We start from the raw sequence: 12,440 nt of genomic DNA, 5'->3' as shown, positions 1-12,440 counted from the left end.
TCCTAACGTTGATATCCTTTTCCGAGTTTTTTCTCCCAACTACTCAACAACCGCGATGTGACAAAGGTCATAACGAAGTATAACCCTGCGGCAATAAAATAAGGTTCCAATGGGATATAGGAGTTTGAGATAACGATTTGAGCAGATCCCATCAATTCATTGATACCGATCACTGTCAGTAAAGAAGAATCTTTGATCAACGTTACAAACTCATTTCCTAATGGTGGCAGAATATTTCTCAACGCTTGTGGAAAAATGACATAACGCATCGCTTGTATAGGACGTAAGCCTAGTGAATACGAAGCTTCTGTTTGTCCCATATCAACAGCCGTAATTCCTCCACGGATGATTTCAGCAACATACGCCCCAGAGTTCAGTGATAATACGATGATTCCTGGTATCAAACGCCCTAAGTCGATCGTTAAAATCCCCACGGACCAATCCAGCGCTGGAAAGAAACGTTGCAATAAGATGAATCCGATCATGATCTGTAATAACATCGGTGTGCCTCTTAGTAATTCGATATAACTATTAGCTAACCAATTCAAAGGCTTGATCTTTGAGCGCTTCATCAATGCCATGGCTAAGCCGATTATTGTACCAAAGATGACTGTCAAGATCGAAATGACGATCGTAACGACCGCGCCGGATAAAAAATAAGGTAAGTACTTATCTAAAAACGAAAAATTCACACTGCGTCCCTCTATTCTTTCGCTGTTTGTTCAGCTAGTTCATGATTTTTTTTGATGAATTCATTGATTTTTCCCTCATCACTTAGTTTTTTGATAATTTTATTCAACTCTTCTTGTAATTCTGTACTCCCTTTTGGTAAGGCAATAGCAAAAGCTTCATCATCTGATTGTTCCAAAGGAATATCTGCAATCATCAAGTTGGGATTTTGAGCGATATATGCTTCGGCAATCGTTTGTTCAACGACCATGCCATCAAGTGAACCTTGATTGATCTCAATCACCATATTTGGCACCTTATCGATCGTGACTACTTTAGCTTCTTGGATTTGTTCGTTGATCACTGCTTCTTGGATCGAGCCTTTTTGCGCCCCTAAGCTTTTACCTGCCAAGTGATCAATGCTTGTTAATGTCCCTTGGTCTTTTTTGTTGATCACAAGAACTTGTGGCGGATTGTAATAGTTATCGGTGAAATCAAATTGTTCTTTCCGTTCTGCGGTCGCTGAAATCGCTGAAATCGCTACATCGACTTTCCCTTCTTTTAAAGAGGCTAACACTGTATTGAAACTCATATCTGAAAGCTCCAGTTTCACACCAAGTTCATCTGCAATAGCCTTTGCTAAATCAATGTCTGATCCGACGATTTGATCTTTCCCATCGACGATCGTATGAAATTCAAACGGCGCATAGTCAGCAGATGTTGCTACTTTCAATACACCACTTTCCTTGATCTCTGCCAATTGATCGTTTGATTCTGCTGCATCCCCATTGCCACAAGCTCCTAATGCGAATGTTGTAACTAAAAACAAAATAATTCCTGAAATCTTTTTCATTGTCTCGCCCCTTATTCATTTTGTTCTGTCATTATAGCATGAAAATTTCAAAAATAAACTATTTTTTGTATATTTATTTATTTTATTTCGCTTTTATACTTTAAAAATGAATAATAATGACGAATTAAGAATATTTATTTTATTATTTCGCTACAGGTAATGAAAAAAAGCCGAGTACTAGGTCTCAGCTTATATCATTCTCTATTCAGTTTATTTCTTTAATCAACTATTCCTCATTTCCTGACACAAAACTATATTCAATCTTATGTGAGTTAGATAAACGATTCCCACTTCACCTACCCCAGAAAATTCTTTTCGATAATCCTTTCCGACTAATGTTGTTGTTTTCTTCTGATTTACTTCGACTGTTACATGTTTGATTTCTTTAACAAACGTTTGAAAAAGTTCAGCCGTTTTTAATTCTTGTTCTTCGGTTGTAAAATCAGGTGTCAGCAAACTTTTGATTTCTTGTTCTTCACTGCTTGAGAGTTTTAGATTAGATCGGACTTGATCTAGGTTTTGTGCCAGTTGGATTTCTTTCATGATTTCTAAATTACCCTCTTTAAGAGTATAACTACCTCTATTTTGTATCGCCCCAGTATTCGTTAGTTGAACGATCTCGGCATTTTCTAATTGATGATCATCCGCTTTAGAACAGCCAGTCAAAAATAGCGTTACCGTAAATAACACACCATAAAAAGAACATTCAACAATTTTCCCAACACTGCATCAACTCTTTTTGAACAAAGATATCATATAAATTAAAAATAACAAAATTATGTTTTAGAATACTATTTTTACATGAATTCTGTATCGACAATAATCAATACTTTTCATGATTTATTGACACACAAGCAACCATCATCTATTAGCCATTGACCTATTTGTTCATACACAAAAAAACTATAGAGGAATCCCTCTACAGTTTTTCATTTACATAAGCGACGTCTGTATATGACGCAATACCTTTAATATTTACGAAAACGTTGGTAGCGTTGTTCAATTAATTCTTCGGTTGGTTTCAGACAGAGTTCGTTCAGTTTTTCGATCAATGCTTTTTGCATCATACGCGCAACTTTTCCCTTGCCTAAAGGCTCTCCATTGAATGTTTCGGGGATCACTCGATCGATGACGTCTAACTCTAATAATTCACCAGCAGCGACTTTCATCAATTCAGCGGCTTCGGCTGCCCGACTGCCGTCTTTCCAAAGAATCGAAGCAAAGCCTTCTGGTGATAAAACAGCATAGATCGTTTGTTCTAACATCCAGACTTCATCAGCCAATGCCAAGGCTAATGCCCCGCCACTACCGCCTTCACCAATAATGATACTGATGATTGGTACCTTTAAATCCGACATTTCTAATAGATTACGGGCAATCGCTTCCCCTTCGCCACGTTCTTCTGCACCAATTCCACAATAAGCACCTGCAGTGTTGATCAACGTAATGACCGGACGGTTGAATTTTTCTGCTTGTTTCATTAAACGCAGTGCTTTACGATAACCTTCCGGATGAGGAGAACCAAAATTCCGGCGAATATTTTCTTGTAAGTCACGACCTTTTTGGATACCAATGACGGTCACAGGTTTTCCTGCTAGTTTTGCCACACCTCCGACAATCGCTTCATCGTCACCAAATAAGCGATCACCATGAAATTCTTGGAAGCCTTCAAAAATCGTTTCAAAAAAATCAAGACTTGTCCAACGATCTTTTGCTCGCGCCAGTTGGACGATATCATGAGCAGTTTTATTCATGGTTGATCCATCCTTTCTGCGTATGCAATTCTAGTAATTGATGGATCGTATCCTTGAGTTCTTTTCGTGGAACGATTTGATCCACAAAGCCATGTTCCAGTAAAAATTCTGCTTTTTGGAAATCTTCTGGTAGCTCTTGTTTGATTGTTTGTTCAATCACTCGGCGGCCGGCAAAGCCAATCAAACTTTGCGGTTCAGCTAAGATGATATCCCCTTCCATCGCAAAGCTGGCGGTAACACCACCGGTCGTCGGATCTGTCAAGACAGTCAAATAAAATAGTTGTTTATTGCTATGACGTTTGACCGCTGCGGAGATTTTGGCCATTTGCATGAGAGAGAAAATTCCTTCTTGCATCCGGGCGCCCCCTGAAGCAGTGAACAATACAACGGGTAATTTTTTACTCGCCGCACGTTCAAACAAGCGAGTGATCTTTTCCCCTACGATCGTCCCCATACTTCCCATAATAAAATTAGGGTCCATGACACCGATAGCAAAAGGAATGCCTTTAATAGTCGCTTGACCTGTCAGAACTGCTTCATGTAAGCCAGTCTTTTCTTGCATCTTGCTAATCTTTTCTTGATACTCAGGAAAATCAAGGGGATCTTTTGTGACAAGATCCGTATCCCATTCCTCTAAACTTTTCTCATCAATGATCAACGCTAATCGCTGCCATGCGCCGATCCTAAAGTTATAACTACAGTGTGGACATACTTTTTCTTCCCCGATATCTTTTGTGTAGATGATATGTTTACAATTTGGGCATTTCGCCCACATATTGTCAGGGACCGATGGTGCATTCGTTGGCTTGATTTCTCGATTAGGATTGATTCGAATGTATTTTTTCTTTTTGAATAAAGCCATCTTATTCGTCTCCTATCTCCGTCTCGGGAATCCAGTTTGGTAAAAACTCTTCTTGTAAGAATGCGGTACTGTAATCACCAGCAATCACTGCAGGGTGACTGATCAGATCCATTTGGAATTCAGCATTCGTGATCACGCCATCTGTCACGATCTCGCTCAATGCCCGTTGCATTTTCATCAACGCATCGAAACGTGTATCGCCATGTACGATGACCTTAGCAATCATTGAATCATAATAAGGTGGAATCGTGTAACCTGAATAAACCGCACTATCGACTCTTAATCCCATACCACCAGCTGGTAGCAACAAATTCTTGATTTTACCTGGTGAAGGAGCGAAATGAAATGCTGGATTTTCTGCGTTGATCCGGCATTCGATCGCATGACCTTGGAAAATGATATCTTCTTGTTGGATCTCTAGTGGTCGTCCGGCCGCAACCTCGATTTGTTTTTTGACAAGATCGATATTTGTGACCATTTCTGTTACTGGATGCTCGACTTGGATGCGGGTGTTCATTTCCATAAAATAAAAATCACCGGATTCATCCATTAAAAATTCGATCGTTCCTGCATTTTCATAGTTCACTGCCTTTGCTGCTCTGACAGCTGCTGCACCCAAGTGATTTCGTTTTTCCTCAGAGATCACAACAGATGGTGATTCTTCTAAGACTTTTTGATTATTTCTTTGTAAGGAACAATCACGTTCACCTAGATGCAGAACATGACCAAATTGATCACCTAATATTTGCACTTCAATATGTCTTGCAGGATAAATGATTTTTTCCAAATACATATCATCGTTACCAAAAGCAGCTGCTGCCTCTTGTTGGGCGGATGAAAAATGTTGTGGTAATTCTTCTTTTGACAAGACTTTGCGGATTCCTTTACCGCCACCACCAGCGGCGGCTTTGAGCATCACTGGATAGCCAATTTTTTCTGCCACTTCCAGTGCTTCTTCAACAGTCGATAGCACACCATCACTACCTGGGATCACAGGAACATCTGCTTGTTGCATCAACTGACGTGCGTTGATTTTATTCCCCATATCATCGATCGTTCTACTTTTAGGACCAATAAAGACGATATTACATTCTTCACACATCGAAGCAAATCGACTGTTCTCAGATAAGAATCCAAATCCAGGATGGATTGCTTCTGCTTTTGTAACGATGGCTGCACTTAGAACTGCTTGTACATTCAAATAGGAATCTGTTGCTCTTGCAGGACCGATGCAGACGGCTTCGTCTGCTAATTGTGTGTGTAATGCCTCCGCATCCGCTTCAGAATAGACCGCAACGGTTTGGATTCCAAGCTCACGGCAGGCACGAATGATCCGTACGGCTATTTCGCCGCGATTTGCTATCAAGACTTTTGAAAACATAACTCACCTATCCAATCATAAAGGTTAATTCAGCTTCAGCAACTTTTTTGCCGTCCACTTTTGCAATTCCTTTGCCTATTCCTGCAGAAGACTTGATTTTAGTAATTTCCACTTCTAATATCAACGTATCTCCAGGAGTCACTTTTTTACGAAACTTCGCTTTATCTAATCCGCCAAAGTAAGCAGTTTTTCCTTTGAACTGTTCCAATGATAATAGAGCTACTGCTCCTGCTTGGGCCATCGCTTCTACGATCAATACCCCCGGCATCACAGGTTCTTCTGGAAAATGTCCTTGGAAAAAAGGTTCATTGATCGTCACATTTTTTTTAGCAACGATCCGTTCGCCTTCGACGATTTCTTCCACTCGATCAATCAGCAACAGCGGATAGCGATGAGGGATGATTTCTTTGATTTCTTGTATATTCATAGGTCTGGTTCTCCTTGGCTTAATTTGGTTGGATGATAAAGAGTGGTTGTCCGTATTCTACGACTTCTTCATTGTCGATCAAGATCGCAACGATCTCACCATCGACATCACTAGTTACTTCGTTCATCAATTTCATTGCTTCAATGATACAGATCACTTCACCCTTAGCGACTTTGTCTCCTACTTTCTTGAATGCTGGCTTGTCAGGAGATGGTTGTAGATAGACGATTCCAACGATTGGTGATTTCACTTCAGTCCCATCAATTGTCGGCGCAACTGCTTCTGGTTGTACAGAGTGGCTTTCTTCTTTTGGTAAAGTCGGTACAACTTGTTGAGGTTGTAGTTCAGAAGCACTCGTTGTTGGTACTGTTTGTCCCATTCCCCGACTCATTTCATTTTTATTCATATATAATTCAAATTGTCCGTCTTTCAAGTCAAATTCTGTTAAAGTTGACTGATCAAATTGACTGACTAATTCTTTGATTTCATTGATCTTCAACATTATTCCTCCCAGCGTTTCATACATAGTACAGCATTATGTCCACCAAATCCTAGTGAATTACTCATGGCATAAGACAGTTCAGCTGGTTTACTTTCATTGATCACAACGTTCAGATCGATTTCAGGATCTTGTTTTTCAACATTGATGTTCGGTGGAATAAACTGATGCTCTAACGCCATCAAAGTGGCAAGCGCCTCAATCCCACCTGCAGCACCTAATAAATGTCCAGTCATTGATTTCGTACTGCTGACATAGGTTTCTTTGAAAGAGTCTCCTAATGCGATTTGGATCGCTTTAGCTTCTGCTTGATCGTTTGCAGGTGTACTTGTTCCATGTGCGTTGATATAGCCCACTTCTTTTGCATCGATACCCGCTTCTTCCATCGCCAATTTCATTGCTTTTGACGCCCCAGAACCATCTGGTGTTGGTGCTGTCATATGGTAAGCATCACAATTTGAGCCGTAACCCACAACTTCACCAAAGATTTTTGCGCCACGAGCTTGTGCATGTTCCAGTGATTCAAGAACTAATACTCCTGCCCCTTCACCCATGACAAAACCATTACGGTCTTCATCAAATGGCATCGATCCACGTTCAGGATCTGTCGATGTTGACAAAGCAGTCAATGCCGCAAATCCAGCGATCCCCATTTCACAGATTGTTGCTTCTGTTCCACCTGCAAGGATGATATCGGAATAACCATGTTTGATGTTGCGGAATGCTTCACCAATCGCATTCGTTCCACTGGCACAAGCGGTCACGATCGACGTACAAATCCCTTTCGCCCCTACACGCAACGCAATATTACCAGCTGCCATATTGGCGATCGACATTGGAACAAACATTGGTGATACACGATTGGCTCCTTTGTCGTGCATGCGGATGACTTGGCTTTCGATCGTTGGTAACCCACCAATCCCAGAGCCAACGATAACGCCAAAACGATCTTGATTGATCGTTTCTTTTTCGATCCCACTCATCGTCAAGGCTTCCATTGCAGCATAAATGCCATAGATCGAAAACATATCCATACGTTTGCTATCTTTTTTTACAAAGTATTTATCAAAAGGAAAGTCTTTTACTTCACCTGCTAATGTGATTCCCGTGTCTGTTGCATCAAATTTTGTGATCGGTGCAATGCCATTTGTCCCTGCCTTTAAACTAGCTAAAAAACTATCTGCATCATTACCTATCGGTGAAGTGACTCCATAACCTGTAATTACTACTCGATTCATAAATTTTCCTCCCTATCCGTGCATGACCAATCCGCCGTCAACATTGATGACTTGACCTGTGATATACGAACTTTTCGCTAAAAACAATGCGGCTTCCGCAATATCTTCCACTTGGCCGAAACGTTGCATTGGAATTTGTTTTTCTGCTTGTTCTCTTACTTTTTCGGATAATACATCTGTCATATCTGTAGTGACAAACCCCGGAGCAATCACATTACATGTGATTCCTCGTGTGGCAACTTCTCTTGCAACAGATTTAGTAAAACCGACAACCCCTGCTTTACTTGCCGCATAATTGGCTTGACCCAAGTTACCGATCAATCCTGAAACACTTGAAAGATTGATGATTGCGCCTTCTCTTTTTTTCATCATTTTCTTTAACACATGCTGTGTCATATTGAACGTTCCTGTTAGATTGATATCCAAACATTTTTTGAAATCATCTGCATCCATACGTAAGACAAGTTTATCATTCGTAACTCCCGCATTATTGACCAAAATATCGACAGAACCGAGCTGCTGTTCTGCTTCTTTGATCATCTCTCCTGCTTTATCATAATCGGAGATATCACCTGAGATCCCTATGCATTCAACCCCATACGCTTTGATCGCATTGATTTTTTCGGCTGGGATCTCTCCACGACCATTTAAGAAGATGTTTGCGCCTGCTTTGGCAAAGGCTAAAGCGATTGCTTCACCAATTCCTCGCGTACTACCTGTAATAAATACATTTTTTCCAGTTACGTCCATAACTTGCCTCCTATGACAATCGATTGATTGTTTCTTCAAATGTTTGTTGATTCTCCACACGTGCGACGGCGATCGACTTGTCGATTTTTTTCATAAAGCCACTTAATACTTTACCGGGTCCGACTTCGACCACTTGATCGATCCCTAAATCTTTAAGTTTTTCGATACTTTCGTAAAAACGAACGGGTTTCATCACTTGTTTTTCAAGTAAACCTGGGATTCTTTCTTTCGTCATGAGTTCTGTCGTGGTATTGCTGATCACAGGTATTTCAGGCTCTGAAAAAACGATGTTGCTTAGTTCTTCCGCTAATTGTCTAGCAGCAGGTTCTAAGATTGCTGTATGGAAAGGGCCACTTACATTGAGTGGGATCATTCTTTTGATCCCTTGTTCTTGTAACAGTGCCACCGCTTGATCCACTGCTTTTTCTTCGCCTCCGATGACGATTTGCTGAGGTGTATTGTAATTTGCAGGGGAAACGATCCCCGCTTCTTCTGCCTGCTTACAACAGCTCTCGATGACATCTACCGGTGCATTCATCACAGCTACCATTTTCCCACTACCGTTAGGTGCAGCGTCTGTCATAAACGTGCCTCTTTTTTCGACCAATGCTACCGCTTCTCTAAAGGAGAGCGCACCACTGGCCACTAAAGCAGAATACTCACCTAAACTAAGCCCTAAAACGGCTTGAGGAGTGATTCCATGTTCTTTCAGCAAACGATAGAACGCAATGCTGACAGTTAAAATAGCTGGCTGCGTATAGATCGTTTGATCCAAACGTTCATTTGTTGAAAAACAAAGCTCCGCCATATCATAGCCCAAGATCTGACTAGCTTCATCAAAAGTCTGTTTCACGATGGGTTCATGGTAGAGGTCTTGACCCATTCCTTGATATTGTGCACCTTGTCCGCTAAATAAAAATGCTGTTTTCATCATAATCTCCAATTTATATTCAGGATAGATAGCTTTTTGTTTCATTTAAAAAAAGGCTAAGACATTCCTTTTTTCGGAAAATGTCCCAGCCCCCAACCTAATCTTGATGATTATGCAGTTTGTTTTTCAACATAAGTGACTAAATCTTGAACTGTTTTGATGCCGTCTTCTGTTTCGATTTTTACATCAAATTCATCTTCGATCTCGTTGATGATTTGGAATAAATCCAAGCTATCAGCTTCAAGGTCTTCTTGGATGTTTGTCGTTAATTTGATTTCTTCTGCGTCTTTCCCTAATTCTTCCGCAATGATTTCTTGAATTTTTTCGAATACCATATGATAATTCCTCCGATATTGTTTCTTTATTTTATATTTTTTATTTTTATCAGTTTATAGTTCCATGAGGATACTTCCCCATGTCAATCCTCCACCATAACCTGTAAATACCACTTTTTGTTTTTGACCTAAGGTGATTTTTCCGCTTTCTATCGCTTCATCTAAAAGAATCGGGATGCTTGCTGCGGAAGTATTGCCATATTTATCCATGTTCGTTAGAAATTGCTCCTGGGGAATTTTTACCTTGCGAGCAATCTTTTCAATGATTCGTAAGTTTGCTTGATGCAAAAGCAGATAATCAACAGGTGTGTCTTGAATGAGTTCCTTGATGTTCAGCGCGACATCTCTTACAGCAAAGTCAAAAATATCCCGTCCAACCATTTTTAAATAGTAAGAACCTTCTGAATCTTTCGTGTATAAAGGCGATTGATTTGGTTGATAGCCAGAAGTAAGAGATTGCGCACGCGAACCATCTGCCGCTAGCGATTCTCTCAATAATTTTTGATCTGAGCCAGCTTCTAACAAAATCCCACCAGCACCATCACCAAACAAGACAGCGGTTGAACGATCCGTCCAATCGATCAGTTTAGATAATGTTTCGCCACCAATTACTAAACCTTTCATTGATCCACAGCGAATCAGTTTTTCTGCAACACTCAAAGCATAAACAAATCCTGAACACGCAGCGCTGATATCAAAGGCGATTGCTTTGGTTGCGCCGATCCTTCCTTGAACTAAAGTTGCTACAGAAGGCGATGTATAATCAGGCGACATCGTAGCAACGATAATAAAATCGAGTTCCTTTGGATCGAGTGTTTTTTTCTTTAGTAATTTTTCGGCAACGAGGTAACACAAATCGGAAGTCTCCTGCTCGGTCACACAATGTCTCTCTTTGATTCCTGTACGAGATGAAATCCATTCATCCGAAGTATCCATCATTTTTGAGAGATCATCGTTTGTGATGATTTTTTCCGGTAAGACACTTGCCGTTGCTGTGATCGTTCCAAATTGTTCCATTAAACTTCCTCACTTGTAATCTCGCAAGAAATCATGCAAGTTTTTCAATGCAGACAGCAAAGCTTGTTGTTCGTCGGTAGCCATACCATCCATAATGTTTTTGACCATTTCACGATGGAAATGCTGATGCACGCGGTAAAGTAACTTACCTTTTTTGGTCAACCCCAGCTTCACCACTCGTCGGTCGTCTTCACTACGGATACGCTCAACATAGCCTTTCCTAACTAACTTGTTGATAGCAGTGGTCAAGGTCCCAACAGTAATCGACAGTTCTTTGGCTACTTCTGAAGTTGTCTTTTTCTTGTACATACCGATTGCCTCGATCGTATGCATCTCTGTAATCGACAGATCTTTGAATTGTGACTTTTTTAATTCGGATTCTTCGATCGTCAAAATATCATTGAAGACACTAACGAGATAATCATTTACTGTATTAAAATCAGGTTCCATGTTCCACCATCCACTAAAATTAGTTTGATTATCAAATCTTTTGATGTTCAAACTATATCTTAACTTTTTTCAAAATGCAACCTTTTAACTAGATTTTTTTGCATTATTAATTTTTTTTAATTTTAAATTTATGGGAAAATGCTTTAATATCAACCTTTTAACCTCTAAAAATTAAAATAAAAGAATAAAAAAATATTTTGATTATCAAAGTATCTCTATAAATTATTTATAAAATATAATCCCTTTTATTGTTCATTTTTTTAAATCTGTTATAATCTTTTTTAGTTCAAATTCAATTAGGGGAGCGCTTATGCACTTAAAAGAGAAAGTAAAAAACCTGCCTTTATTACCTGGTGTTTACTTGATGAAAAATAGCGATGGAAAAATTATTTATGTGGGTAAAGCTAAAAATTTAAAAAATCGCGTAAGTACGTATTTTCATCAAAATAAACAACACTCGAAAAAAGTCTTGCGCTTAGTTCGTTCGATTGCGGATTTTGAGATCATTGTCGTTGATACTGAACTAGATGCCTTATTATTAGAGTGTCAATTGATCCAACACTATCGCCCTATCTACAATCGTCGGATGAATTATTTTGACAACTATAACTATTTACATATTCAATCCGATGGTCTTTTTCTCACGAATATTCCTACCGCAAGAACTTATGGCCCTTTTCGTCTTTATAAAAAAATGCCTAGTATCCTTCGAATCATCGAAGAGAACTATCAAATGCCTTGGCTTTCTGAAATCAGTCATTTGGCGTTACAAGTTCAACTTCCTGAAATGAAGGTATTGAGCTTTGACCAAAAAAAGAAAGAGATCCAAGGTCTATTGCAAGGAAGAAACAAGAAATTGTTAGGCTATTTAAAAAAACGACAATTACATTTTATTAATCAGCTTAATTTTGAGAAGGCGGCTATTCTACAGCGAGATATCGAATTGATCACGTACTTTACTGGACGGATACAAGAACAAAAAAAATTTTTACGTACACCGAGAATCACATTGAGCATGCCGTTAGCTAGCGATGAGACCAAGATCAAACATTTCTTGATTTCCTACGGTCAAGTGGCTGATACAACGATCACAGAACCTGGAAAAACGCCTCATTTCTATTATGAGAAAGACAATAGGTTATCACTCAAGCGACAACTGTCTCAAGAAGAAATCGATCCTGTTCAAATCTTGATCAGCTACCAACGTAAACTGGCAAAAGACGAACAGGAATCAAAAAAAGAGTCTGGAATCCAACGCATTGGTTGAATCCCAG

Annotated in this window: 15 protein-coding genes; 1 reads left to right on the top strand and 14 read right to left on the bottom strand. The window is 39.6% G+C overall.

Translation table 11 applies throughout. The features are described from left to right. Positions 1-2 precede the first annotated feature (2 nt). From CYK55_RS04750 to CYK55_RS04685, 14 genes are all read right to left on the bottom strand, one after another. Positions 3-692, bottom strand: coding sequence for an amino acid ABC transporter permease (locus tag CYK55_RS04750; RefSeq protein WP_126134012.1), 690 nt, complete (start codon positions 690-692; stop codon positions 3-5). 11 nt (positions 693-703) lie between these two features. Then, positions 704-1,522: a transporter substrate-binding domain-containing protein gene (locus CYK55_RS04745; RefSeq protein WP_034688428.1), complete on the bottom strand. Its 819-nt coding sequence runs from the start codon at positions 1,520-1,522 to the stop codon at positions 704-706. A 222-nt stretch (positions 1,523-1,744) separates the two neighbouring features. Next, positions 1,745-2,212, bottom strand: coding sequence for a hypothetical protein (locus CYK55_RS04740; protein ID WP_080693146.1), 468 nt, complete (start codon positions 2,210-2,212; stop codon positions 1,745-1,747). Positions 2,213-2,490: 278 nt separating this feature from the next. After that, a complete protein-coding gene (locus CYK55_RS04735; protein ID WP_034688429.1) occupies positions 2,491-3,276 on the bottom strand; it encodes an acetyl-CoA carboxylase carboxyl transferase subunit alpha in 786 nt (261 codons plus the stop codon). After that, on the bottom strand, positions 3,269-4,138 hold the full coding sequence (accD, locus tag CYK55_RS04730; protein ID WP_034688431.1) for an acetyl-CoA carboxylase, carboxyltransferase subunit beta: 870 nt from the start codon (positions 4,136-4,138) through the stop codon (positions 3,269-3,271). The genes CYK55_RS04735 and accD overlap by 8 nt, the downstream gene beginning before the upstream one ends. A 1-nt stretch (position 4,139) precedes the next feature. After that, positions 4,140-5,519, bottom strand: a complete 1,380-nt coding sequence (locus tag CYK55_RS04725; RefSeq protein WP_034688432.1) for an acetyl-CoA carboxylase biotin carboxylase subunit — start codon at positions 5,517-5,519, stop codon at positions 4,140-4,142. A 7-nt stretch (positions 5,520-5,526) separates the two neighbouring features. Then, entirely contained in the window at positions 5,527-5,946 is a 420-nt protein-coding gene (gene fabZ, locus CYK55_RS04720; protein ID WP_010735872.1) for a 3-hydroxyacyl-ACP dehydratase FabZ, read from the bottom strand. Positions 5,947-5,965: 19 nt separating this feature from the next. Beyond that, complete coding sequence (gene accB / locus CYK55_RS04715) at positions 5,966-6,445, bottom strand: acetyl-CoA carboxylase biotin carboxyl carrier protein (protein ID WP_301356783.1); 480 nt, start codon at positions 6,443-6,445, stop codon at positions 5,966-5,968. A 2-nt stretch (positions 6,446-6,447) separates the two neighbouring features. Next, the gene (gene fabF / locus CYK55_RS04710; RefSeq protein WP_034688437.1) at positions 6,448-7,683 is read right to left on the bottom strand and encodes a beta-ketoacyl-ACP synthase II; all 1,236 of its coding nucleotides are present in this window, start codon (positions 7,681-7,683) and stop codon (positions 6,448-6,450) included. Between the two features lie 12 nt (positions 7,684-7,695). Beyond that, positions 7,696-8,433, bottom strand: a complete 738-nt coding sequence (gene fabG, locus CYK55_RS04705) for a 3-oxoacyl-[acyl-carrier-protein] reductase (RefSeq protein WP_034688439.1) — start codon at positions 8,431-8,433, stop codon at positions 7,696-7,698. Positions 8,434-8,443: 10 nt separating this feature from the next. Beyond that, complete coding sequence (gene fabD / locus CYK55_RS04700; RefSeq protein ID WP_034688542.1) at positions 8,444-9,364, bottom strand: ACP S-malonyltransferase; 921 nt, start codon at positions 9,362-9,364, stop codon at positions 8,444-8,446. A 110-nt stretch (positions 9,365-9,474) separates the two neighbouring features. Beyond that, positions 9,475-9,699 (bottom strand): acyl carrier protein, encoded by a 225-nt coding sequence (locus CYK55_RS04695; RefSeq protein ID WP_034688440.1) that lies wholly within the window; start codon positions 9,697-9,699, stop codon positions 9,475-9,477. Between the two features lie 54 nt (positions 9,700-9,753). Further along, the gene (locus CYK55_RS04690; RefSeq protein ID WP_034688441.1) at positions 9,754-10,716 is read right to left on the bottom strand and encodes a beta-ketoacyl-ACP synthase III; all 963 of its coding nucleotides are present in this window, start codon (positions 10,714-10,716) and stop codon (positions 9,754-9,756) included. A 9-nt stretch (positions 10,717-10,725) separates the two neighbouring features. Beyond that, complete coding sequence (locus CYK55_RS04685) at positions 10,726-11,166, bottom strand: MarR family winged helix-turn-helix transcriptional regulator (RefSeq protein ID WP_010735879.1); 441 nt, start codon at positions 11,164-11,166, stop codon at positions 10,726-10,728. Between the two features lie 310 nt (positions 11,167-11,476). On the opposite strand from CYK55_RS04685, the gene CYK55_RS04680 reads away from it, so the two are divergent. Beyond that, positions 11,477-12,433, top strand: a complete 957-nt coding sequence (locus tag CYK55_RS04680) for a GIY-YIG nuclease family protein (RefSeq protein WP_034688442.1) — start codon at positions 11,477-11,479, stop codon at positions 12,431-12,433. The last annotated feature ends 7 nt before the right edge of the window (positions 12,434-12,440 follow it).

Origin of the sequence: Enterococcus mundtii (assembly GCF_003957375.1) — a bacterium.
Lineage (GTDB): Bacteria > Bacillota > Bacilli > Lactobacillales > Enterococcaceae > Enterococcus_B > Enterococcus_B spodopteracolus.
The sequence above is the reverse complement of the archived record's forward strand: the minus strand, read 5'-3'. Positions and strand labels throughout refer to the sequence as shown.